Origin of the sequence: Nitratireductor sp. GISD-1A_MAKvit (genome assembly GCF_040819555.1) — a bacterium.
GTDB lineage: Bacteria > Pseudomonadota > Alphaproteobacteria > Rhizobiales > Rhizobiaceae > Nitratireductor.
In genome coordinates, this window is record NZ_CP161920.1 from 621,745 (window position 1) to 643,043 (window position 21,299).

The window sequence follows — 21,299 nt, forward strand, 5'->3', positions numbered from 1 at the left end:
CTTCCGTCCTCATGCCCAATCCGGTAGGACACGATGGCTCAATCCTTCAAATTCGATCTGGTCTCGCCCGAGCGGCTCCTGGTTTCGCAGGACGTCGATTCGGTTGTCATTCCCGGCACCGAGGGTGAACTCACCGTCATGGGAAACCATGCGCCAACCATGACCAGCATCAAGCCCGGCGTGGTGGCAGTTGCCGCTGACGGCAAGACGGAGCGTTATGTGGTGTTCGGCGGTTTCGCCGACATCCTGCCCGATGGGTGCACCGTGCTTGCCGAATCGGCAGTGCATGTGGACGATATCGATCGCGAAGACCTGGCCCGCCGCATTCAGGATGCGCGCGAGGATCTGGAAGACGCGACCGATCATGAAGCCCGTCTGCGCGCGGAAGAGTTCCTGCACCAGCTTACCACGTTGGAAGGCGCCATTCTGCCGGCATGACCGGATGAATGATATGGTGCGAAAACAGCCGGGCCCAAGCCCGGCTTTTTTTGTTAGCGTCCTCCCAATTGCGAATCGGGAGCGAGCATGATGATCCTGCACAGGGTAACGGGCGGCCTGGCCTGCCTGATGGCACTGCTGGCATTCAATGTGGCGGTTGCACATGAACCCGATGCCGAAACGCTGAAGCTCGGTCGACACTACACGAAGGTTTTTCAGCAGGGGCATGCGGAGAAGATCTGGTCCGACATGTCGGAGACCATGCAGTCGGCCCTCGGGGACATCTATCACCTGAAGGGATTTCAGGCGTCGGTCAGCGTTGCCTATGGGCCGCAGCGCGAAGTTCTCGAGGAGAAGACCGAACGACGCGATGATCTGCGCGTCTACCGCCTGCATGCGGAGCATGAGCGCGGGGCAGAACTGGTCTGGCAGTGGTCTTTCGGGCCGGATGACCGGATCGAAGGGTTCTATGTGCAACGCATGCCTGAAGAGGCCCACTCGCAATATCTTGACTATCAGACGAAGGCGGAGCTTCGCCTTCCGTTCGAGGGAGAGTGGCATGTGTTCTGGGGCGGCCGCACGCTTCGTGATAACTATCATGCCGAACACGTGGCCCAGCGGTTTGCCTATGATTTCGTTGTCCGCAAGTCAGGGTCGACCCATTCTGGGGATGGTACGAAGCTCGAAGACTTCTATTGTTGGGACAGGCCGGTTCTCGCACCTGCGGACGGCAAGGTGGTATCGGTTGTCGATGGATTGCCGGACAAGGAGATCGGCGAAGCCGACATATCGCGCCCGGCCGGCAATCACGTCGTCCTGGAACTGGCCGAAGGCGAATTCGCTTTTCTCGCTCATCTACGTCGAGGGTCGATCTCAGTCGCTGTCGGGGACGAGGTGACGAGGGGAGATGAGGTCGGGCGCTGCGGCAACAGCGGCAACACGTCCGAACCGCATCTTCACATGCATCTGCAGACCACGCCTGATCTCATGTCCGGAGAAGGCCTTCCGGCACAGTTTCACAACTACATAGCGGATGGTGTTTCAAAGGCTGAGGGTGAGCCGGTGCGGGGAGAGGTCGTGTCCAACCGCTGACACTAGGGCGCGAGATCACGGAAAGCGTCGACGACTGTGGTGTAAACCTTGCGTTTGAACGGCACGATCAGGTCCGGCAGCTCGGTCATTGGCTTCCATTCCCACATATCGAACTCGGCCTGATGTCCACCCGGGGGAGGGTTGATGGCGATTTCGGAATCCGGGCCCTCGAACCGTAGGGCAAACCATTTCTGTTTTTGCCCGCGATATTTTCCCTTGAGAGCGATGCCCAGAAGATGTTCGGGCAGGTCGTAGCTGATCCATTGAGGTGTCTCGGCGAGAAACGAAACAGACTTCATGCCGGTTTCTTCATAAAGCTCGCGGTAAGCGGCGTCGCGTGGATCCTCTCCCTCGTCGATACCACCCTGGGGCATCTGCCAGAGCTGTGTCGATCCGGACAGTTCGTCCTGGGGTTCCACGATCCGGCGGCCGGCCCAGGCGAGGCCCTCCGGGTTGAGCACCATGATGCCGACGCAAAGACGATAGGGCAGATTGGCCGGGCGTTTGTCGTTTTCTGCCATCGGTGCTTGTTCCTTGCTAATGAAGCTGGGGCTAATGAAGCTGGGGGCTAATGAGGCTGGGGGTCGGCGGCAACCGCCGAGATCGGCACAAGCTCTATCCCGCGGGCGGTGACTTCGCCAGCCCATTCGGCAACGGTTTCTATCGTCTCATCGAATGCAGAGCCGGTGCCAATGGCGTAGCCTCTTGCGCGGGCGATCCGTTCCAGCTCATCCAGCTTCTTGCGGATCCTGTTCCTGTCGGGGCGACGGTTGTTCCCGGTGGGATCGATCAGCGCGTCGGATGCGGCGAAGGGAACGCCCTCCTGCAATGCCAGGTCCTGCGCGACACTGCGTGCCGAGGTCCCGTCATCGACATACATCAGCCCGCGCCTGCCCAGTTCCTCCATGATGCTGCGCATCGAATCGCTTTCGGCGGTAAAGCGGGCGCCCATGTAGTTCATCACACCCGTATAGTTGGTGATGCGGGAGAGCGCCCAGCGCAGGCGGGTGAGGTTTTGCGCCGGTGAGGCGGCCACCGTGAGTGTGTTGCGACCGGGATTTTCCGAAGGGTATCCGAAAGGCTCCATGGGCACCTGAAGGATGACCTCGTGACCGGCCTTGCGAGCGGTCTGCATCCAGCGTCCGAGACTGTTGCCCGCCGGGGCGAATGCCAGGGTGATCTCCGGGCGCAGCGCCTCGATGGCGTGCTGTGTGGTGGTCTGGGAAAGCCCCATGCCACCGATGATGACAGCGATGCGCGCACCGCGTGTTCCCGACCAAGCGCGCGCATAGACATCGAAGGGGCGGCGCCCGCCCACGCCACGCACGGGGAGGGGGCCGTTCTCGGATTCCTCAATGAGGCCCCGATCCGGAAGATGGGCAAGTCTGGGATGCTGGCCAAGTGCCGATGGATCGCGAATGACGATCACGCCATTTTCAGAGGACTGGCTCTCGGAAAGACGGGTTATCGAAGCGCTGGGTGCGCCGCTGGCGCCATCTTGCCCGACAGGCTCCTGTACTTCCGCGACGGTCTTTTCGACCGGCTCCGTGACGGCAACGGGAGATGGGGTGCGAAACGGCCTGTCTCGAACGGAAACGGCAGTGGCGACCGCAAGGACCGCAAAGGCACCGAATGCCAGCAGGATGCGACCGGTTGTGAAAACACGACTGCGTTTTCCCGGCTTCTCGGGCCGGTTGTCGCGGCCGAGCGGCCGATCAATGTCTTTTTTTTCCGAGGTCATGCCCACCTTCGAATGTGGCCGAAGGCCGAATTCCAGTGAGGATCTTCGCATCTGGCGCGAAGAGCGGGGCCAAAGCCGCAGGTTCCCGAACGATCAGACCGTGTCTTCATTCTCCGGACTGCCACATCGAACACCCCATTGTTGAGCCTGCCACCTGTATCGGTGCGGACGGGCTGTCAGTCAACAGGATACCGCCATCACCCGACCACATGCCGCGCGTGGCATCACGATTATCGATACAGTGTTTCAAAGGGATGTCACCGCCGGCTCATGGACGACCCGGCGGTGCCACGCAATCGCTAGCGGTTCATCACCGCCTTGTCGGGATTGGGCGGGAACGCAGGATCGCTGGTCTCGCCGCGCAGAAGATCGAGCGCCGCATTCAGCTGCACATCATCTTCCGGCTCCGGGGGGACATAGGCAATGGAGCCCGAACCCTCTTCGCTTTCCTCTTCGCCCTTGATGTGGCCTCGCAGATCCGACTCGCCACGGCGCAGGTTCCGCCCCTGTAATTCCTCGGGCAATGGCTGATCGACCTTGATGTCGGGCGTAATGCCCTTGCCCTGGATCGATTCGCCCGAGGGTGTGTAGTAGAGCGCGGTGGTGAGGCGCAGCGCGCCATTTTCACCCAGCGGAATGATTGTCTGGACCGAGCCCTTGCCGAAGGACTGGGTGCCCAGAACCGTGGCGCGGCGATGGTCCTGCAGCGCACCGGCAACGATCTCGGACGCGCTGGCCGACCCGCCATTGATCAGGACGATCACCGGCTTGCCGTTGAGAACATCGCCGGGACGGGAATCGAACCGTGCGATGTCGTTTGCATCACGGCCGCGGGTGGAGACGATCTCGCCCCGGTCCAGGAAGGCATCGGAAACGCTGACCGCCTGATCGAGCAGCCCGCCGGGATTGAGGCGCAGGTCGAGCACATAGCCCTTGAGCTTGTCATCGGGCACCTCGGAGCTGATCGTATCAATCGCGCTCATGAGGTCGTCGAAGGTCTTCTCGGTGAAGGAGGTGATCTTGAGATAACCGACATCCTCTTCGACCCGGTATTTGACCGCCTTGACCTTGATGATGTCGCGCACGATCGTCAGTTCGATCGGCTTGTCTGCTCCCTCGCGCAGGATGGTCAGCTCGATGGGGGTGTTCACCAGACCGCGCATTCTGTCGACGGCGTCGTTGAGCGACATGCCGCGCACTTCCTCGCCATCGATGGCGGAAATGAGATCACCGGCGAGCACGCCGGCGCGGGAGGCCGGTGTGTCGTCAATCGGTGCGACGACCTTCACCAGCTCGTCTTCCATCGTGACTTCGATGCCGAGGCCACCGAATTCACCCTTGGTCTGAACCCGCATGTCCTTGGCGGCTTCCGCATCCAGATAGGATGAGTGGGGATCGAGCGAGGTGAGCATGCCATTGATGGCGCTCTCCACCAGTTTCTTGTCATCTGGCGGGGTTACATACTGGGCGCGAACGCGCTCGAAGATATCGCCGAAGATCGCAAGCTGCCGATAGGTTTCGGAACCGGCTGCATTCGCTGAGAATCCGCTGGTGCCGTGAAGAAGCGAGACCGCGGATGCCCCTAGGAGGGCGCCGGCGAACAATAGCGACAAGTTACGTTTCATTTCCTGTCCTTCCAGAGTGCCCCGGAGCCCACCAGGGTTTAGGATTGATCGGTTTTCCGTTCTTCCTGAATTCTACATACAGCTCCGGAGTGAGATTCTCGGGTTCCGGTCCTGCGATGCTAGCCAGGCGTGCTTCCCCCATCATGCCGATTGGTTCGCCCGCCAAAACGGATTGCCCCAGTGTCACACTTGTCTGATCCATGCCAGCAAGCACGATATGATAACCGTCGCCGGCATTGAGTATCAATAGCTGACCGTAGGAACGGAACGGCCCAGCATAAAGAACCGTCGCCCCCGCAGGCGCCGTTACGATCGCGCCGGATTGTGTTCTTAGAATGTCACCTTTCAGTGGAGCACCGGTGTCGTCTTCCTCGCCGAAACGGGCAGCGAACTCACCGGCGACCGGCGGTGAAACGCTGCCTTTTCTTCTGGCAAACGGAGCGCCGGCACCGAGCCGGTGCTCCGGCGAAGTCGGTTCGCTCAAGCGGCGTGCGCGTTCGGCCTCGGCCTTTTGCAGCGAAGCGATCTCGGTTTCCAGCGAGCCGATCAGGTCCTGCAGGCTGGTGGCGCGGGCCGCCAGTGCTTCGGCCTCGCGCTGCTCGGCGGCCATGCGGTTCTCGGCCTCCTGCTGCAGGCGCTTTTTCTCTTCGAGCAGCATGCTGAGGCGCTTCTTCTCCTCGGCCTGTTCGTTCACGGTTTTTTGAAGCCGGTCGCGCTCGCTTTCGATGGAGTTGACGATGTGTGAGAGATCTTGCAGTTCGCTTATCAGTATTTCGGTTTCGGCGCGCAGTTCGGGCACCACGGCACCAAGCAGGATGGCGCTGCGAACCGAGGCGAGCGCATCTTCGGGGCGCACGAGGATGGCCGGCGGCGGGTTGAGCCCCATGCGCTGGAGCGCGGCCAGCACCTCGGCAAGCACGCCGCGGCGCGACTGCAGCGATTCGCGCAGATACCCCTCTTCGTGACGCAGTTTGGTGATGCGCAGAGAAATCGTGTCGATGTCTTCGCTAAGCTTTCTCTCGGTCTTTGCCGCCTGGATGAGCGCTGCGGTGATGGCCGCATTGTCATCCTTGATCGCGGCAATCTGCTCGGCGATCTCGGCGAGCTTCTGCTCTGACAGAGAGATTTCACGATGGACCTCCTGATACTCGGCCCGGGTTTTGTCATGCCGGGTTTCGAGCACCTTGATTTCCTCCTGGCCATGGGCCGGTCCGGCGAGCGCACAGAGGAAAACCACGGTAGCTGCTGCTATCGTGAGCCGGGAAGGATATGGGCGCGGTGCGGGCGCTTTCTTCATCCCTAGTCTGCCGTTTCCATGCGGGTGAGGTTCATCGTCAGGGCAGCATAGGCGACGTTTCCTTAAGGAAACATCAACCATGCGGTGAACTATTTGCAATTTTTGGTTGTAATTTGCCGGATGTCAATGCACGACGCGCTTTTGGCCCGGGAAATCGTTCAGTCTCGGTGATACGGGTGGCCGGACAAAATGGTGGTGGCGCGGTAGATTTGCTCGGCCAGCATCACGCGAACGATCTGGTGCGGCCATGTCTGCGCGCCAAAGGCGATGGTTCTGTCGGCAGACCTGCGCAGCTCCGGGTCATGCCCGTCCGGGCCGCCGATGATGATGGCGAGATGCCTGCGTCCTTCATCGCGCAGATCCGCAATGGCCTGGCTCAGTTCGCGGGATGTCAGGTTCTTGCCGCGTTCATCGAGCAGGAACAGCGCTGCGCCTTCCGGGCATGTCTGTCTGATCCTGCGGCTTTCCTCGCGCCGCCGTTCCTCTGTGGATCTGGCGCGGCTTTCCGCGATCTCGCTTACACCGGAAAATTCCAGCCCGACGGCGGGGCCGCTCTTGCCAAGCCGGTCCAGATAACGGTCCGCCAGATCCCTCTCGGGGCCGGCTTTCATCCGGCCCACGGCACAAATCGCAATATGCATTCCAGCCTCTCTGCCCGGTGGGCGGAGGTGGTTCAGCGCTCCTGCCGGAGAGGGCAGGCGTCAGTGAACCGTTTCGTCCTCCAGGTCGGGGGCCTGCCACATCTTTTCGATGTTGTAAAACTCCCGAACTTCCGGACGGAAAACATGAACGACAATGTCGCCCGTATCGATGAGGACCCAGTCCGCGCTCGCAAGGCCTTCGACCTTGGCAGTGCCCAGACCGGCTTCCTTCAGGGAACGGATCAGGTGATCCGCAACTGCAGCGACATGGCGATGCGAGCGGCCCGACGCGATGATCATGTGATCGGTGAGGGGGGATTTGCCCTGAATGTCGATGGAGATGATGTTTTCCGCCTTGGAGTCTTCCAGACTCGCGAGGGCTGTTTCCACGGCCTGGGAAACCAGATTTTGGCTGGCCTCGGCCGGTGAAGGCATCTTGTCCGCCTTCTTTGTCATTGCTGTTCTCAGTGTCTTTCCTTTCCAATAAGAACAAGCTCACTGCAGGCATTTCACCGCAGTAACCAATAGATAGGCAGAGTCCTCTGACAGTTTCAAGACATCGCCGATCACATGTTTTCACGAGCTTTGACGGTTAGCGCGGTTCTTTCGCGGCATTTCTGATGGCTGTCGAGGACAGCGAGGAGCGTGGACCATGGATGAATGTCCAGGCCGGGGGGCGGCTGCGCGCGAGAATGGGCGCATCGTCTTCGTCGATCCGGGCGTGATCGAATGTCTTTGCCATGGTGGAGGAAAGAAAGGCGAGCGTTGCACCCGGCCTGTCGATCACCGCAATGGGCATGGACCCGGCGATCTGGCGCCAACGCTCCCAGCGGTGAAAGTCACGCAGGCTGTCGGCACCCATGATCCAGACGAAATCGACACCGCGATTGCGTGTCTGAACGAGGTCTATCGTGTCGGCGGTATAGCGGATGCGGTGGCCGGCCTCGAAGGCCGTCACTTTCACGCGCGGGTCGCTGGTACAGTTCTCCGACAGGGCCACCCGTTCGGAAAGCGGTGCAAGCTCGCTATGGCTTTTCAGCGGATTGCCGGGCGTGACGATCCACCAGAGCTGATCGAGCCTGAGCCGCCGCATGGCGATCTCGGCGACCAGCGCGTGGCCGGCATGCGGCGGATTGAACGACCCGCCGAAGAGCCCCACCGCCATGCCTGGCTCCACATGTGGCATGCGCAGATAGCGCGCCGGGAGGGATGGTGGTGGAGCCGATGAGTGCATTAAACGATCCGGGCTCACGGCCGGGTCTGGCCGGAGCCGCGAACGCGGTATTTGAACGAGGTAAGCTGTTCGACGCCGACCGGTCCGCGCGCATGCATCTTGCCGGTGGCAATGCCGATCTCCGCGCCCATGCCGAACTCGCCGCCATCGGCAAACTGGGTGGAGGCATTGTGCAGGAGAATGGCCGCATCGATCTCGTTGAAGAAACGCTCCACAGTTTCTGCATCCTCCGCGACGATGGCCTCGGTGTGGTGCGAGGACCATGTGCCGATATGGCGGATCGCTTCATCGACGCAGTCGACCAGCTTCACCGAGATGATGGCATCGAGATATTCCGTGCCCCAGTCCTCATCTGTAGCCGGTGTGGCCGAGGAGAAGCGGGCGCAGACTTCCTCATCGCCGCGAATGGCGCAGCCCGCGTCCTCCAGTGAGGCAAGAACCGGCACAAGGAGTCGCTCGGCTGCTTCCCGGTCCACGAGCAGGGTTTCGGCGGCGCCGCAGATGCCGGTGCGCCGCATCTTGGCGTTTACGGCGATGGACACCGCCATGTCGGTGTCGGCAGAGCGGTCGAGATAAAGATGGCAGATGCCTTCCAGATGCGAAAACACCGGAACCCGCGCATCGCTCTGTACGCGCTCGACGAGGCTGCGCCCGCCGCGCGGCACGATCACATCGACATTGCCGCCAAGCCCTTTCAGCATTTCGCCGACGGCGGCGCGGTCGGTGACCGGCACGCGCTGGATGGCATCGGCGGGCAGGCCCGCTTTCTCCAGACCTTCGACAAGGCAGGCATGGATGGCGGCGGACGAACGGGCGGAATCGGACCCGCCGCGCAAGATCACCGCATTGCCGGCCTTGAGACAGAGCGCGCCTGCATCGGCGGTCACGTTGGGGCGGCTTTCATAGATGACGCCGATGACGCCGAGCGGGGTGCGCACGCGCTCGATTTGAAGACCGTTGGGCCGTTCCCATGCAGCGATCACGTCGCCGACCGGGTCTTTCAGCGCGGCGATGGCGCGAATGCCATCGGCAATGCCGGCGATGCGTGCGGGATCGAGCTTCAGCCGATCGAGCAGGGCAGGCGACAGGCCTGATTCTTCACCGCGTGCCATGTCCTCGCGGTTGGCCTCCAGGATCGCCGCTTCATTGCGCTTGAGCGCCTCGGCCATGGCTTCCAGCGCCGCGTTCTTGATCTGCGGTGTGGCGATGGACAACGGGCCGGCGGCAGCGCGTGCCCGCGCGCCCAGATCGTTCATCAGCGCGGCAATGTCCGCGCTGCCCTGCCTGTTTTCCATCAGCATTCAACCCTCCGCCTTTTCCTTCAGGTGATGCCGCGCATGCGGCGTTGTCACCAGATCGTCGCGATGCACCATGGCAGCGCGCGCTTCGTATCCGAGCACTTCGGCAATGTCGCCGCTTTTCAGTCCGGCAATTCTTACGGCATCGGCCGCGTCATAGGCAACAAGCCCGCGTGCCACTTCACGCCCTTCGGGCCCGTGAATGGCCACCGTATCGCCGCGCGCGAAACTGCCTGAGACATGGGTGACACCAATCGGCAGGAGCGAGTTTCCGGCGGCAAGCGCCAGAACCGCGCCGGCATCCACGGTGATCGTGCCTGCCGGCTCCAGCTGGCCGGCGATCCATGTCTTGTAGGCGCGCACAGGTGTTTCACTTGCCCTGAAAAAGGTGGAGCGCGCACCGTTGTCGATCGCCGCGAGCGGGTTGAGCCGCGTGCCGGAGGCGATCACCATCGCAGTGCCTGCCGCCGTGGCGATGCGCCCGGCATCGAGTTTGGTGCGCATGCCGCCGCGCGACAATTCCGACGCCGCAGCGCCGGCCATGGCCTCGATCTCCGGTGTGATGGCGTCCACCACGGGAATGAAACGCGCATCGGGGTCGCTTGCCGGCGGGGCTGTGTAGAGCCCGTCCACATCGGACAGGAGAACCAGCAAATCGGCACCCAGCATGGTGGCGATGCGGGCGGCGAGACGATCATTGTCGCCATAGCGGATTTCGCTGGTGGCGACCGTGTCATTCTCATTGATGACAGGAACGACGCTCATCTTGAGCAGTGTGGAGACGGTGGCGCGCACATTGAGATAGCGGCGGCGCTCTTCCGTGTCGCCAAGCGTGACGAGGATCTGGCCGGATTTTAGCCCGCGCCGGCGCAGCTCTTCGTCCCATGCGCCAGCCAGTGCGATCTGCCCCACCGAGGCGGCGGCCTGGCTCTCCTCCAGCTTGAGCGTGCGCCGCTCGATGCCCAGAATGGTGCGGCCAAGCGCGATGGCCCCGGACGACACGATCAGCACCTCCACACCATCGGCGTTGAGTGCAGCAATGTCGTCGACCAGCGCGGCGAGCCAATCGCGCTTCAAACCCTCCTTGCGGTCCACCAGAAGGGCGGAGCCTATCTTGACCGTGATGCGGCGATGGCTGCTGAGCGCGGGGCGAGTCATGGTCTGCCTATTTCTGCCAGCGGTTATCGACGGCATCCGCGTCTTCTTCCTCGGCGCGCGCATCCTGAATGATCTTCATCAGCGCGCGCAGCACATCCTGCACGCCTTCGCCCGTGGCGGAAGAGAGGAGGAGCGGTGTCTTTCCGCAGGCCTCTGCAAGGGCTGCCTGTTTTTCCGCGCGTGCTTCCTCGTCCAGAAGGTCGACCTGGCTGAGCGCCACCACTTCCGCCTTGTCGGTGAGGCCGTGGCCATAGGCGGCCAGCTCGCCGCGGATCGTGCTGTAGACGGTGGCGGGATCTTCCTCGCGCGCGGAGACGAGATGGAGCAGAACACGCGTGCGCTCCACATGGCCGAGGAACCGGTCGCCAATGCCAACGCCCGCATGGGCGCCCTCGATGAGGCCGGGGATATCGGCCATCACGAATTCGCGCGCGTCGATCCGCACCACACCCAGATTGGGATGCAGCGTGGTGAAGGGATAGTCGGCAATCTTGGGCTTGGCCGCGGTGACGGTGGCAAGAAATGTGGATTTGCCGGCATTGGGCAGGCCCACAAGCCCCGCATCGGCAATGAGTTTCAGCCGCAGCCAGATCCACGCTTCTTCGCCCGGCAGGCCGGGATTGGCGCGACGCGGCGCCTGATTGGTGGAGGATTTGAAATGCTGGTTGCCGAAACCGCCATTGCCCCCGGTCGCCAGCTTGAACCGCTGGCCGACTTCGGTCAGATCGCAGATCAGCGTTTCATTGTCTTCCTCGAAAACCTGCGTGCCCACGGGAACCTTGAGAACGGAATCCTGACCCTTGGCGCCGGTGCGGTTTCGGCCCATGCCGTGCACACCGGTCTTTGCCTTGAAATGCTGCTGGTAGCGGTAGTCGATCAGTGTGTTGAGCCCCTGAACGGCCTCGATCCATACATCGCCGCCACGGCCGCCATCGCCGCCATCTGGGCCGCCGAACTCGATGTATTTTTCGCGCCGAAACGATACGGAGCCCGCGCCGCCATCGCCGGAGCGAATAAAAACCTTGGCCTGATCGAGAAACTTCATGGGATTGACCGTCTTTCCGTATCGTTGCGCAGAACCGTCTACAGCATCATGAGCCGAAGTGCGAGAGCAGACAGGTGTTCGGGGCCTGTCCGCTCCCGCTTCGCTTCACGCCCCCCAGCTTCTGAGGCTGACCCAGGTACTGCGGTCGAGATGGTATCGCTCGACGGCCACTTTGCCAGCCACAACGGAATCCATCATGCCCTGACCGGCATACTGGAAACCGCATTTGTGGATCACGCGCCGCGAGGCGGTGTTGGTGACACGGCAGGAGACATTCAGCCGGTCGATATCCGTGGCGCGAAACGCGAGGTCGACAAGTGCATGAGCCGCTTCGGTGGCGTATCCCCGCCCCCAATAGGGCTCGCCGATCCAGTAGCCCATTTCCAGGCCATTGGCGCGGTTCTCCAGACCGGCGCAACCGATGAAGGCACCGGTTTCAGAAAGCGTGATGGCATAGGTGCAGCCTCTGATCTCACCGGCGCGGATGCGGCTTAGAAAGCCATGCGCATCGCTGACGCGGTATGGATTGGGCAGGCGCCCGAGCATTTCGGCCAGGCGTCGATTGTTGGCCAGTTCCACCAGTTCGGTCACGTCGTCATCGCGCGGGATGCGCAGAACGAGGCGCTCCGTGACGAGGACCGGACAATCTATGCTGATACCGGGACTTTCACTTTCTATGTCTTCACTTTCGGCAACCATCGTTTTTCCTCCGGACAATAAGAAAAGGGGAGATGGCGACCCATCTCCCCTTTTGAACCTATTTCCGGAATGTCCAGACACCGGTCCCCGAGATGGGTCGCCGGTGTTGGTGAAGCGGACCGGCTACTCCGCTGCCTCCGTAATCGGGTTTACGGACACGTAGGTTCGACCATTGGCTTTTTTCGCGAAGGAGACAGCACCTGCCTCTTTCGCAAAAATCGTATGATCCTTGCCCATGCCGACATTCACGCCGGGATGCCATTTCGTGCCGCGCTGACGGATAATGATGTTGCCGGCGATGACCTTCTCGCCGCCGAACTTCTTCACACCAAGGCGTTTGGACTCGGAATCGCGACCGTTGCGCGACGAACCACCAGCTTTTTTGTGTGCCATTCTTCTGCTCCTTTGCGCCTTTGAGGGCGCTCGTAATTCCTAATGCGCCGTCAGGCGCCGAATTTCAACCCTGAGGCGATTATTATTTCGCCAGTTCCTTGGCCTGTTCGCGCCAGTCCTTGATCTGGTCGGCGCTGAACGGCATGGCCTCATCGATGCGCACCACATCCTTGTCGGTGAGGGCGGCCACCTGAGCGTAGGTGGTGATGCCCTGCTCGGCAAGCTGGCCGGCTGCAACCGGACCGATGCCCTTGATCTTGGTCAGATCGTCGGGTTCGCCTGCCGGCGCCGTGAAGAGCGGTGCAGAAGCTGCGGGTGCTTCCGTCTTTGCTTCGGTCTTCTTCGGCGCGGCTTCCTTCTTGGCCGGCTTTTCCTCGGCCTTGGCAGCGGGCTTTGCAGCGGCCTTCTTCGAGGGCTTTGCACCGCCCGTCAGGATCTCGGAGATCCGCACGGTGGTAAGAAGCTGACGATGGCCGCGCTTGCGGCGCGAATTCTGGCGGCGACGCTTCTTGAAGGCGATGACCTTCTTGCCGCGGCCCTGCTCGACCACTTCGGCGGCCACGCTGGCGCCATCGACGAGCGGTGCGCCAATGGTCACGTCCTCGCCTTCGCCAACGGCCAGAACATCTGCAAACTGAATGATCTCACCGGGCTCGCCGGTGATGCGCTCGACCTGAAGCAGGTCGTTTGCGGAAACGCGGTACTGCTTACCGCCGGTCTTGATGACTGCGAACATCTTTTTGCCTTTCAGTGTCCGGTCCGGCTTGGGTCCACAGCCTGTGGCCTGCCGTCTTTTTGCCAGTCTGGATGGTTAAACAACAAACGGCGCAGGGGTTTTCCCGCGCCGCAGGTCGCGTGTCCATAACGGAAGAGGGGTGGAAGGTCAAGCAGACGCGGCAAAAATGCCGCAGAATGACTGCGATTGGCACTTGTAACGAAACCGCTGACCGGTTATCTAGTGCGCCGCGCTGGCAACAGCAAACCAGCATCTCGCGGAGAGGTGGCTGAGTGGTTGAAAGCACCGCACTCGAAATGCGGCATACTCGCAAGGGTATCGGGGGTTCGAATCCCTCCCTCTCCGCCATCAATGACGAAGCGCATCCTTCGTATTCCTGAAATCGCAAACTGCCTCATCGCTTCCATGGATCGCGGGTGCGTTAAAGCTGCATGCTGCCGACGCTGGCCCCGCCGCAGACATAAAGCGTCTGCCCGGTGACGAAGCTTGCTTTCGGATCGGCGAAGAACATGAAGGCGTTGGTGACGTCTTTCACCGCGCCGAGCCGGCCGACGGGGATGCGTTTGGCAAGCTCGGCTTCCCGCTCGCTGCCTTTCGGGATGATGCCCCAGAAATTGTCCGTCTGGATCGGGCCGGGCGCGACAACGTTGACGGTGATGCCATGGGGGGCGAGCTCCAGCGCCCAGGTGCGCGCCATGCCCACCATGCCGGCCTTGGATGCGCCATAGGCGGTGCGGGTCTGTGCGCCGAGCGCTGCGCGTGAACCATTGAAGAGAACGCGACCGAAGCGGCGTTCCTTCATCGACGGCAGGAAGGCCTTGAGGAGTGTCAGCGCGGAGCCCAGATGGAGCTGGGCGAGGCCGGTAATGTCCTCCGCACTCGCCTCCTCGATGAGGTTTGGCCAGATGAGGCCCGCATTCTGCACGAAATGGGTGACGTCGTGCCTGCGGGCGATCTCGGCGGCGGCTTCACTGACGGCCGTATCGTCGAGCAGGTCTGCCTCAACCGAGCTTAACCGTTCATGCGAGAACTCCGGCGCGCGGCGCGCGACCGAGATGACGCGGTAGCCGGCATCCAGCATGGTCTGCGCCAGATTTGCCCCGATGCCCTTGTTGCCGCCGGTGATGACGGCTGTCAGCTCTTTTTCCATCTTCTCAGGTCCTGCCGGGCACAAGTGCCACCACGCGCAGCGGGCTGCCGGTGCCGTTCTTGATCTTGAGCGGGGTTGCGATCAGCATCGCGCCTGTGGGCGGCAGCCGGTCGAGATTGTTGAGGCATTGCAGGCCATAGCGCCCTGCGCCGTGTAGATAGAAATGGGCCGGGTAGGGCGGCGTGTAGTGCGATCCCTGACCGGCGTCGGTGCCGACGGTCTCGGTGCCGAAACCGCGAATGCCGCGTTCGTCCACCAGAAGCCTTATCGCCGCCGGTGTGGGGCCGGGCGAATGTGCGCCGTCCTCGCGCATGTTGAGATAGGCCGCGCCCCGGCGCTTCGACCAGTCGGTGCGCATCAGCACCCAGCTCTCGGCGGGAATGCGGCCGTGCTCGGCTTCCCACGCCTCGATGATCTCCGGCGTGAGCTCGAAATCCTCGTCGGCTGCGGCACCCTCGGAACAGTCGATCACGCAGACCGGGCCGATAAAGCGCTCGGCGGGAATTTCATCCACGCTTCCATTGGGCACGTCGCGGCCGGAGATCCAGTGCGAGGGCGCATCGAAATGGGTGCCGGTGTGTTCGCTGCAGGTGAAATTGTGCCATTTCCACGCCGGGCCGCGATGGTCGTAGGCCGACACCTCTTCCATGCGGAAGCGGGCGCACTGGCCAAATTCCGGCGGCAGCACGATGACCGGAAAATCCTGATCGAGCGTGTGGGTGAGGTCCACCACCTCGATGGCGCCGGTGGCGAGCGCCTCCGCCAGATTGCCCAGAAGGGCGGATGGGTCGGTTGCGTGGACGTTCATGCGCCGCCTCCGTCTGTTTCGCTCATCTCGCGCTCCAGCACCTTTGCGCCGGCGCGCCAGCGCTCGATCAGGTCCTTCGCCACATCGCCGACGAACACGTCCTCCAACCCGTCCTTGAGGCCGGAGACGATGGCGCGGGCAAGTGCGGCGGGCGCGACCTTGGGCGGCGGCAGGGGCTGGTGCCAGGCGTCGTCCGTCGGGCCGGTATAGACATTCATCACGCGCACGCCGCCCGGTCGCATCTCCGCGCGCAGGCATTGCGACAGCGAGTAGGCGGCGGCACTGGAAGCCGAGAAAGCGCCAAAGGCCGGCATGTTGGAATAGGCGTAGACCGACAGGATGTTGACCCAGGCGGCGGCGCTGTTGTCGCCGTCCGCGCCGCGCCCGCGCATGGCCGGGCCGAAGGACTGGGCAAGCCGCATCAGGCCCAGATAGTTCACCTCCATTTCGTCGCGGGCGAACACGGTGTCTCCACGGTCCATGATGCCGCCGGGGCGCACGAAGCGGGCATTGTTGACGAGAATGTCAGTCTTGCCGCCGATCTCTCCGGCAAGCTCTGCGACCGAGGCGGTGTCGGTGACGTCGAGCGGCACGATCTGGACGTTGGGGATCGCCTCGAGTGCCGGGCGGTGCGGATAGGGTCGCCAGCCTTCCGGCTCGCCGATGAAGATGATCGACGCGCCGGCCTTCGCAAAGGCCTCGGCCAGCGCCACGGCGTTTTCGCTCCTCGCATCGGTGATGAGCACGCGGCGGAATTTCGGATCGGCGGTGATTTCGCGCAGTTGCGGATCGTCTTCCATGTTGGGCGTCCCTTCGGGAGGCAGGGCGTAGAGAACGCCCTGGCCCGACTTGTCGAGCCGGTTGATGATGCGCACCCTGCCGCCGCGCGGCACATCGCCATGGACGTGGCACATGACGGAGGGGCCGGCGTCGAGCCGGACGGTGCCGACACGCCAGGGGGTGCGTTCGCGGAAATAGGTGTTGGTGCTGGTGCGCACCGTCGTTTCGGCGATGAGCTCGCCCGCCGGGTCGATGTCGCGCCATGGGAGGTCGGTCGACAGGCAGGTGGAGCAGGCGTCGCGCGGCGGATATTGCAGCGCGCCGCATTCGCCGCAGACCTGCAGCATGAAGCGCCCCTCGGCGGCAGCCGCTGTCAGCCCCAGCGCCGCGCGGCTTCTGAGGCCCGAGGGCAGCGTCTGTGTGCGGGTGCGCTTTTGCGGGTCTTTCTTCGGTGGCGGCAGGATGGCGTCGGTCATGTGCCCGCTCCCGAAATGATGGCGGCACTGGAACAGACGCCCCGGTCGTAGTTGATCATGCCGAAGCCCGAGACCATGGCGGTCGTCGCACCTTCTACCTGAGTGGGACCGGCTGTGCCGGTCACCTGGCGGATGGCCTCCACCATGCCGATAAAGCCGCCGGCGGCGCCCGCCTGTCCGGCTGAAAGCTGACCGCCGGACGTGTTGTGCGGAAAATCGCCGGCGATGGTAAGGTCGCGCTCGCGCACGAAGGCCGGGCCTTCACCTTTCCCGCAAAACCCCAGATCCTCGAACTGCATCATGGAAATGACCGGGTAGTCGTCATAGGTCTGCAAGAGGTCCATGTCGTCGGGCTTCGCATCGGCCATGGCGTAAAGCTCGTCGATATCCATGGCCCAACCACCGCGCATCTGGATCGGATCTTCGGGGAAGGCATTGTGGCGCTCGATGCTGCCGCGAATATGGGCGTAAGGAAGGCCTGCGGCGCGGGCGTCTTCCTCGCGCATCACGAGAAACGCTTCTGCGCCGCTCACGGGCATCACGCAATCGAACAGCGCGATCGGATCGGAGATCATGCGTGCGCCGAGATAGTCTTCCATGGTGAGCGGCTTTTTCATTACCGCGTGCGGGTTCTTGAGCGCATTGTCGCGCTGGGCGACGCAGATGCGGCCGAAATCCTCGCGGTTCGCACCATAGACGCTCATATAATGGTCGGTCAGGAGCGCGAAACAGGCATTGGGTCCACCTGCTCCGTAGGGGTATGAAGCGTCCTGCGCGAAGCGGCTGAAGCTTGAGAGCATGCGCCGGAAACTGTCGACATGATTGGTGTCGCCGGCAACGCAGGCGACGATGTCGGCGTCGCCCGCCTGCACTGCGCGGGCTGCACGCCTGAGCGCCACGACGCCACTCGCCCCGCCCATGGGGATGTGATCGAGCCAGCGCGGCGTGAGGCCGAGATGCTGGGTCAGCCCGACCGCTGTGTCGGGAAAGAGCGTGAAGCTAGAAACCGAGAAACCGTCAACATCACGGGGGCTGAGGCCGGCGCTTTGAAGCGACTGGCGCAGTGCGCGGGCGATCCACCAATGCGCCGTTTCCTTCGAAAAGCGCTGATAGGGCGTGGTGGCGGGCGCGGCGAGCACCACACCCTCATAGCCCTTGCGTCTTGAGGTGCGGCCCGCCACTAGGCTGCCCGCCTTTTCTTCATGGAGCGTGTGTCGACGGTTGCCGGATCGGTGAGAAGCCGGGCGACCAGTGTTTTCAGTTCGCCGCGCTGGATCTTTTGTGTCGAGGTCAGGGGCAGGGCGTCGACAAAGGCGATGTAGCCGGGAACCTTGTAATAGGCCACGCGATCCAGACACCATTCGGCGATCTCGCGGGCGCGCGCCTCATCGCGTTCGCCGCTCTCGACCACGAGACAGGCGAAGACCTCGTCGCCGCGCAGCTCGTCCGGGGCTGCGGCGACCGCGGCGGCCTTGATGTCGGGATGCTGCATGAGGAAGGATTCCACCTCCACGGCAGCGATGTTTTCGCCGGAACGGCGGATCACGTTCTTCTTGCGGTCGACGAAGAAGAAGTCGCCATCGGCGTCGCGCATGACGATGTCGCCGGTGTGGAACCAGCCACCTTCCCATGCCTCGGCGGTGGCTTCGGGGTTGGCGTAATATTCGGAGAAGAAGCCGAAACGCGGATCCTCGCCAGCATGGCGCACAAGAAGTTCGCCGGGTTGGCCGGGGGCTGCCTCGCTGCCATCGTCTGCGATCACGCGCGCTTCGATGTCCGGGCCGGGCTGGCCAAGGCAGTTCGTGCCGCGCTTGCGGGGCTCGTGATTGGCGACGATGACCGCGCCGGCCCCCTGTCTCCGTCATCGCCCAGCCTTCGATGAGCGGAATGCCGAAGCGCTCCTCGAACGGGCCGTGCAGCTTGGGATCGATGCCCGCGCCAAAACCGAAGCGCACATTGTGGGCCCTGTCCTGTTCCGTGGGTTCGGCTTTCATGAGAATGGACGGCATGACGCCCAGATAATGCAGGCAGGTGGCCCGACTGTCACGCACGCTCTGCCACCAGCTGCGAGGGTGGAACCGGTCGAGCGCGATGAGGCAGCCGCCGACCGTGATCATCGCCATCAGCGAATAGGCCATGGCGTTCATGTGGAAGATCGGCAGCGGCGTGATCATGCGCTCGCCGTCTTCGTTCATGGCGCAGAGCCCGCCCGATTTCGCGTACCAGCGGCCCGAATGCAGGAAATAGAGGTTCGACAGGACGCAGCCCTTGGGCTTGCCCGTGGTGCCGGAGGTGTAAAGCATTGCCGCTTCGCGGGTGAGCGGCGCACCCTGCGGCGTCTTCATGCCGGCAAAGCGCGGATCGAGCGGCGGGGTGTCCGCCTCGGGCGTGACGACCGGAAACCCGACGCCGGAGGCAGATGCCGCCTGTTCGAGATCCGCCACGCGGCTTGAAATGGCCACGGCCAGAACCGGGCGCGCGTGCCCGGCCATGTATTCCAGCTCCGCCGATTGCAGGTCGGGATTGACCGGCACGACCGAGAGCCCGAGCGCATTTAAGGCGAACCAGTGCAGGAAGAAGCCCGGCCGATTTTCCATCAGGAGCATGACGCGCATGCCCGCGCGGTAGCCACCGGCGGCATAGGCGTCCCTCAGGCGTTCGATCTCGGCAAGCGCGGCGCCATAGGAGAGTTCGCCGGCGGGGATGTCGTAGACCGTGGCCGTTTCCTCCAGCACGTGCAGAAAGGGCCGCGCGGGCCAGCGGCGGGCGGTGTCGGCAAAGGCCGCGAACACGGTGTCGAACGGCGGGGTCTGCGATTTCATCTGCTGCGCGCTTTCAGAGGAACATCTGGATATTGCCGAAGGCGGCATCGGAATTGAGCAGATCGACGCGCTTGTGGGTGATCTTCAGCTTTCCGTCGATGAGTTTCAACTCGTGACGTGCCGTGGCGGCGAGCAGGATCTGGTCGTCGAGCCGTGTCTCCACATAGTGAAACGCCGTGTGGGTGACATACTCACCCTTCTCCTCGTCCATATGGTCGATGAAGGGGCGGTTCAGAACGTGGTGGCAGCGGGTCTTCGGTTTCTGCGAAAAGGTGCGCTCGCCCTTGAAGCGCTCGACGCGCAGCTTGCGCATGAAGGCGTCTTCATGCAGCAGCGAGGTGACGTGTTTGGCGTCTTCCTGATTGTAGTCGAGCGGCATCCAGTAATAGCTGTCATGGGTCCACAGATCGAGCCATTCGTCAAAGCGCCCATCGTCCAGCATGCGGGCTTCTTCATAGACGAAATCGATCAGGTCTTCGCGGGTGGGAGCCTTCATTGCGCGTCTCCTTCCATCGTCATCGTCATGTATTTTTCCCACGCGTGGAACTGGTTGCGCATCTGTCGCTCGGTGGTGCCGTTCTCGACGGCGATCTCGTCGAATTTCTCGCCTTGCTGGTAAAGCCGCTGGACGTTGACCCATTCCAGACCGTTGGAGTGGAGGCCCTCCTGCGCGCGCTCATACATTTCCAGATCGTCATGGCCGACCATGGAGGTGGGCGCGTTGATCATGCGGTTGTACATGGCGGTGCGCTCCAGAAGCATGTCCGGCGCGCCCACCAGCCGGTAGATGTAGCTTTCGACGAGCGTCTTGTCGGCGGCGATGGGGGTGAACAGCCGCAATTGCTGGATCGGCCCCTTGATCATGATGTTGGGGAAATAGACCGTGTTGTGCCGGTTTTCGCCGAGGATGGCCTTTGCGCGCTCCTCGCCATAGGCCTCGACCATCTGCTCGTAATAGCCGGGGATGGCCGAATAGTCGGAGTGGATCGAGTGATGCACGCCGGTGTGGCCGTGGCCGTTTGGCCAGGTGCGGATGCCCATGTTCTCGAAGAACTCATAGGGGCTCATGAAGGGGGCGATCACCTCCATGGCCATGGGCTTTTTCGTGCCTTCGGGCTTGTCCATCTTCTCCCACAGGTCGATGGCGGTGCCGGCCGAGCTTTCATGCGCGACCATGGGATGGCAGGTGTCGGTCTGGTTCTCGACCAGCATCTTCCAGTTGCAGCGATGCATGTAACGCAGCGGCGGGCCGGCCACTTCCAGACGGCCCTCGGGCGAGCGGTCGACCATGTTGTCGAAGGAGCTCAGCGATTCCCCGAAGAAGCTTTCGAAGTCCGGGCCTTCCTTGTTGAGGCGGGCGAAGATGAAGCCGCGATAGTTTTTCACCGCACCGACCGGGGCCATCCCATTGACGGATTCGCTCTCTTCAAGCCCGGTGTCCTTGTAGCCCTTGCGCAGCGGGATCGCGAGCAGGCAGCCATTCGTCTTGAACGACCATGCGTGATAGGGGCAGCGAAAGAACTTGCCCGTATTGCCCGTGCGGTCGATGGCGATCTTTGTGCCCTTGTGCGGGCAGCGATTGTGCAGGACGTAGATCTCGTTGTCGGAGTGGCGCACCATGATGACCGGCTGCGTGCCGATCTCGGTGGTGAAATAGTCGCCCTTGTTGGGCGTCTGGCTCTCATGGCCGACAAAGACCCAGGTGTTGGCGAAGAGATGCTTCATCTCCAGCTCGAACACTTCCTGATCGATATAGACGTCGCGGTGGACTTCCGTGGGCCGGATCAGATTTCTGATTGCCTGCGGGTTGTTCGCGTAACGGCTCATGGCTTGCTACTCCCTTGCTGGCCGCCGTCCGGTCGGTCT

General features: G+C 62.6%; 21 protein-coding genes, 1 tRNA gene and 1 pseudogene. 3 read left to right on the plus strand and 20 right to left on the minus strand.

Features of this window, described 5'->3' with window-relative positions; translation table 11 throughout:
* Positions 1–33: 33 nt before the first annotated feature.
* Together AB2N04_RS04270 and AB2N04_RS04275 are read left to right on the plus strand one after the other, a co-directional pair.
* Positions 34–438, plus strand: coding sequence for a F0F1 ATP synthase subunit epsilon (locus tag AB2N04_RS04270; RefSeq protein ID WP_367717281.1), 405 nt, complete (start codon positions 34–36; stop codon positions 436–438).
* 87 nt (positions 439–525) lie between these two features.
* A complete protein-coding gene (locus AB2N04_RS04275; RefSeq protein WP_367717283.1) occupies positions 526–1,530 on the plus strand; it encodes a M23 family metallopeptidase in 1,005 nt (334 codons plus the stop codon).
* Positions 1,531–1,532: 2 nt separating this feature from the next.
* Here AB2N04_RS04275 and AB2N04_RS04280 read toward each other — a convergent pair whose 3' ends face one another.
* The 13 genes from AB2N04_RS04280 to AB2N04_RS04340 all read right to left on the minus strand — a co-directional run bounded on the left by AB2N04_RS04280 (position 1,533) and on the right by AB2N04_RS04340 (position 13,397).
* Complete coding sequence (locus AB2N04_RS04280) at positions 1,533–2,051, minus strand: RNA pyrophosphohydrolase (RefSeq protein ID WP_367717284.1); 519 nt, start codon at positions 2,049–2,051, stop codon at positions 1,533–1,535.
* Between the two features lie 47 nt (positions 2,052–2,098).
* Positions 2,099–3,271: a divergent polysaccharide deacetylase family protein gene (locus AB2N04_RS04285; protein ID WP_367717285.1), complete on the minus strand. Its 1,173-nt coding sequence runs from the start codon at positions 3,269–3,271 to the stop codon at positions 2,099–2,101.
* Between the two features lie 299 nt (positions 3,272–3,570).
* The gene (locus AB2N04_RS04290; RefSeq protein WP_367717286.1) at positions 3,571–4,896 is read right to left on the minus strand and encodes a S41 family peptidase; all 1,326 of its coding nucleotides are present in this window, start codon (positions 4,894–4,896) and stop codon (positions 3,571–3,573) included.
* The gene (locus tag AB2N04_RS04295) at positions 4,886–6,193 is read right to left on the minus strand and encodes a murein hydrolase activator EnvC (protein ID WP_367717287.1); all 1,308 of its coding nucleotides are present in this window, start codon (positions 6,191–6,193) and stop codon (positions 4,886–4,888) included. Before AB2N04_RS04295 ends, AB2N04_RS04290 begins: the two co-directional genes overlap by 11 nt.
* A gap of 158 nt (positions 6,194–6,351) precedes the next feature.
* Positions 6,352–6,834, minus strand: a complete 483-nt coding sequence (rlmH, locus tag AB2N04_RS04300; RefSeq protein ID WP_367717288.1) for a 23S rRNA (pseudouridine(1915)-N(3))-methyltransferase RlmH — start codon at positions 6,832–6,834, stop codon at positions 6,352–6,354.
* 60 nt (positions 6,835–6,894) lie between these two features.
* Positions 6,895–7,269 carry a ribosome silencing factor gene (gene rsfS / locus AB2N04_RS04305; RefSeq protein WP_367718733.1) on the minus strand — a complete coding sequence of 125 codons (375 nt, stop codon included), beginning with the start codon at positions 7,267–7,269 and terminating at the stop codon, positions 6,895–6,897.
* Positions 7,270–7,426: 157 nt separating this feature from the next.
* Complete coding sequence (locus AB2N04_RS04310) at positions 7,427–8,068, minus strand: nicotinate-nucleotide adenylyltransferase (protein WP_367717290.1); 642 nt, start codon at positions 8,066–8,068, stop codon at positions 7,427–7,429.
* Between the two features lie 14 nt (positions 8,069–8,082).
* Positions 8,083–9,369 carry a glutamate-5-semialdehyde dehydrogenase gene (locus tag AB2N04_RS04315; protein WP_367717292.1) on the minus strand — a complete coding sequence of 429 codons (1,287 nt, stop codon included), beginning with the start codon at positions 9,367–9,369 and terminating at the stop codon, positions 8,083–8,085.
* On the minus strand, positions 9,370–10,524 hold the full coding sequence (gene proB, locus AB2N04_RS04320) for a glutamate 5-kinase (RefSeq protein WP_367717293.1): 1,155 nt from the start codon (positions 10,522–10,524) through the stop codon (positions 9,370–9,372).
* Between the two features lie 7 nt (positions 10,525–10,531).
* Positions 10,532–11,569, minus strand: a complete 1,038-nt coding sequence (gene obgE, locus AB2N04_RS04325; protein ID WP_367717295.1) for a GTPase ObgE — start codon at positions 11,567–11,569, stop codon at positions 10,532–10,534.
* Between the two features lie 105 nt (positions 11,570–11,674).
* Entirely contained in the window at positions 11,675–12,268 is a 594-nt protein-coding gene (locus AB2N04_RS04330; protein WP_367717296.1) for a GNAT family N-acetyltransferase, read from the minus strand.
* 123 nt (positions 12,269–12,391) lie between these two features.
* Positions 12,392–12,661, minus strand: a complete 270-nt coding sequence (rpmA, locus tag AB2N04_RS04335; RefSeq protein ID WP_223021920.1) for a 50S ribosomal protein L27 — start codon at positions 12,659–12,661, stop codon at positions 12,392–12,394.
* 82 nt (positions 12,662–12,743) lie between these two features.
* Complete coding sequence (locus AB2N04_RS04340) at positions 12,744–13,397, minus strand: 50S ribosomal protein L21 (protein WP_367717299.1); 654 nt, start codon at positions 13,395–13,397, stop codon at positions 12,744–12,746.
* Between the two features lie 258 nt (positions 13,398–13,655).
* On the opposite strand from AB2N04_RS04340, the gene AB2N04_RS04345 reads away from it, so the two are divergent.
* Positions 13,656–13,745, plus strand: a tRNA-Ser gene (locus tag AB2N04_RS04345).
* Positions 13,746–13,818: 73 nt separating this feature from the next.
* Here the strand turns inward: AB2N04_RS04345 and AB2N04_RS04350 are convergent.
* The 7 genes and pseudogenes from AB2N04_RS04350 to AB2N04_RS04380 all read right to left on the minus strand — a co-directional run bounded on the left by AB2N04_RS04350 (position 13,819) and on the right by AB2N04_RS04380 (position 21,260).
* Positions 13,819–14,547 (minus strand): SDR family NAD(P)-dependent oxidoreductase, encoded by a 729-nt coding sequence (locus tag AB2N04_RS04350; protein WP_367717301.1) that lies wholly within the window; start codon positions 14,545–14,547, stop codon positions 13,819–13,821.
* Between the two features lie 4 nt (positions 14,548–14,551).
* Complete coding sequence (locus AB2N04_RS04355; RefSeq protein ID WP_292897935.1) at positions 14,552–15,355, minus strand: cyclase family protein; 804 nt, start codon at positions 15,353–15,355, stop codon at positions 14,552–14,554.
* Complete coding sequence (locus AB2N04_RS04360; protein ID WP_367717302.1) at positions 15,352–16,611, minus strand: SDR family NAD(P)-dependent oxidoreductase; 1,260 nt, start codon at positions 16,609–16,611, stop codon at positions 15,352–15,354. The genes AB2N04_RS04355 and AB2N04_RS04360 overlap by 4 nt, the downstream gene beginning before the upstream one ends.
* On the minus strand, positions 16,608–17,792 hold the full coding sequence (locus AB2N04_RS04365) for a thiolase family protein (RefSeq protein ID WP_367717304.1): 1,185 nt from the start codon (positions 17,790–17,792) through the stop codon (positions 16,608–16,610). Before AB2N04_RS04365 ends, AB2N04_RS04360 begins: the two co-directional genes overlap by 4 nt.
* Positions 17,792–19,433 (minus strand): annotated as a pseudogene (locus AB2N04_RS04370) (AMP-binding protein). Before AB2N04_RS04370 ends, AB2N04_RS04365 begins: the two are co-directional and overlap by 1 nt.
* A gap of 13 nt (positions 19,434–19,446) precedes the next feature.
* The gene (locus AB2N04_RS04375; RefSeq protein ID WP_367717306.1) at positions 19,447–19,929 is read right to left on the minus strand and encodes an aromatic-ring-hydroxylating dioxygenase subunit beta; all 483 of its coding nucleotides are present in this window, start codon (positions 19,927–19,929) and stop codon (positions 19,447–19,449) included.
* Positions 19,926–21,260: an aromatic ring-hydroxylating dioxygenase subunit alpha gene (locus tag AB2N04_RS04380; protein WP_367717308.1), complete on the minus strand. Its 1,335-nt coding sequence runs from the start codon at positions 21,258–21,260 to the stop codon at positions 19,926–19,928. Before AB2N04_RS04380 ends, AB2N04_RS04375 begins: the two co-directional genes overlap by 4 nt.
* Between the last annotated feature and the right edge of the window lie 39 nt (positions 21,261–21,299).

Coding starts and splice junctions, on each gene's coding strand:
- AB2N04_RS04330 (WP_367717296.1), bottom strand. CDS start 12,268: ATGGTTGCCGAAAGTGAAGACATAGAAAGTGAAAGTCCCGGTATCAGC.
- AB2N04_RS04355 (WP_292897935.1), bottom strand. CDS start 15,355: ATGAACGTCCACGCAACCGACCCATCCGCCCTTCTGGGCAATCTGGCG.
- AB2N04_RS04360 (WP_367717302.1), bottom strand. CDS start 16,611: ATGACCGACGCCATCCTGCCGCCACCGAAGAAAGACCCGCAAAAGCGC.
- AB2N04_RS04290 (WP_367717286.1), bottom strand. CDS start 4,896: ATGAAACGTAACTTGTCGCTATTGTTCGCCGGCGCCCTCCTAGGGGCA.
- AB2N04_RS04375 (WP_367717306.1), bottom strand. CDS start 19,929: ATGAAGGCTCCCACCCGCGAAGACCTGATCGATTTCGTCTATGAAGAA.
- AB2N04_RS04315 (WP_367717292.1), bottom strand. CDS start 9,369: ATGCTGATGGAAAACAGGCAGGGCAGCGCGGACATTGCCGCGCTGATG.
- AB2N04_RS04380 (WP_367717308.1), bottom strand. CDS start 21,260: ATGAGCCGTTACGCGAACAACCCGCAGGCAATCAGAAATCTGATCCGG.
- AB2N04_RS04295 (WP_367717287.1), bottom strand. CDS start 6,193: ATGAAGAAAGCGCCCGCACCGCGCCCATATCCTTCCCGGCTCACGATA.
- AB2N04_RS04340 (WP_367717299.1), bottom strand. CDS start 13,397: ATGTTCGCAGTCATCAAGACCGGCGGTAAGCAGTACCGCGTTTCCGCA.
- rpmA (WP_223021920.1), bottom strand. CDS start 12,661: ATGGCACACAAAAAAGCTGGTGGTTCGTCGCGCAACGGTCGCGATTCC.
- AB2N04_RS04285 (WP_367717285.1), bottom strand. CDS start 3,271: ATGACCTCGGAAAAAAAAGACATTGATCGGCCGCTCGGCCGCGACAAC.
- AB2N04_RS04280 (WP_367717284.1), bottom strand. CDS start 2,051: ATGGCAGAAAACGACAAACGCCCGGCCAATCTGCCCTATCGTCTTTGC.
- obgE (WP_367717295.1), bottom strand. CDS start 11,569: ATGAAGTTTCTCGATCAGGCCAAGGTTTTTATTCGCTCCGGCGATGGC.
- AB2N04_RS04350 (WP_367717301.1), bottom strand. CDS start 14,547: ATGGAAAAAGAGCTGACAGCCGTCATCACCGGCGGCAACAAGGGCATC.
- AB2N04_RS04310 (WP_367717290.1), bottom strand. CDS start 8,068: ATGCACTCATCGGCTCCACCACCATCCCTCCCGGCGCGCTATCTGCGC.
- AB2N04_RS04270 (WP_367717281.1), top strand. CDS start 34: ATGGCTCAATCCTTCAAATTCGATCTGGTCTCGCCCGAGCGGCTCCTG.
- proB (WP_367717293.1), bottom strand. CDS start 10,524: ATGACTCGCCCCGCGCTCAGCAGCCATCGCCGCATCACGGTCAAGATA.
- AB2N04_RS04275 (WP_367717283.1), top strand. CDS start 526: ATGATGATCCTGCACAGGGTAACGGGCGGCCTGGCCTGCCTGATGGCA.
- rlmH (WP_367717288.1), bottom strand. CDS start 6,834: ATGCATATTGCGATTTGTGCCGTGGGCCGGATGAAAGCCGGCCCCGAG.
- rsfS (WP_367718733.1), bottom strand. CDS start 7,269: ATGCCTTCACCGGCCGAGGCCAGCCAAAATCTGGTTTCCCAGGCCGTG.